This window comes from Treponema sp. R6D11 (genome assembly GCF_054786075.1).
Genome location: NZ_BDHD01000770.1, coordinates 1 through 533, shown reverse-complemented (window position 1 = coordinate 533; position 533 = coordinate 1). Strand labels below are relative to the sequence as shown.

Sequence of the window (533 nt, the reverse complement as noted above, 5' to 3'; positions counted from 1 at the left end):
ACCGAGTGTTCCTGTAAATTATGTCCGATTCCCGGGATATAAGCGGTAACTTCCGTACCATGAGAAAGGCGCACACGCGCTACTTTTCTAAGAGCCGAATTGGGCTTTTTGGGCGTTACAGTCATTACACGAGTGCAAACTCCCCTCTTTTGCGGGCAGGATTTAAGCGCCGGGGATTTCGTCTTGGAAGTTACTTTTTGCCGTCCAAAACGAACCAGTTGGTTAATAGTAGGCATTCCTCAAAAACTCCTTAAATTACTTGCAAATACATATTTGCAAGAGACAGAAATAGACTGTCTCCTTGACCCCTCAAGAAAAATAAGGGGTAGAGACCTAAATCTATTGAAAACGCAAAAAAATGTCAAGCGTTTTTGAGAAAATTTTCAAATATTTTTTATTTTGTGATAAGGTGGGAAAGGAGCGCAATTACGGCAAAAAGGGCGATAAAAACTATGGCATAAGTCCAAAAAGGCAGGGGTTCGGCTACATGGTGTTCTTTTACCTTTTTTGACCTTTTTTGGCGGGTTTTTGGC

1 protein-coding gene is annotated in these 533 nt (G+C 41.7%); it reads right to left on the bottom strand.

Annotation, left to right across the window (positions count from 1 at the left end):
* On the bottom strand, nt 1–236 hold a 236-nt coding region (rpsL, locus tag ACYVTD_RS15995; protein ID WP_461248674.1), incomplete at its 3' end, for a 30S ribosomal protein S12.
* Between the last annotated feature and the right edge of the window lie 297 nt (nt 237–533).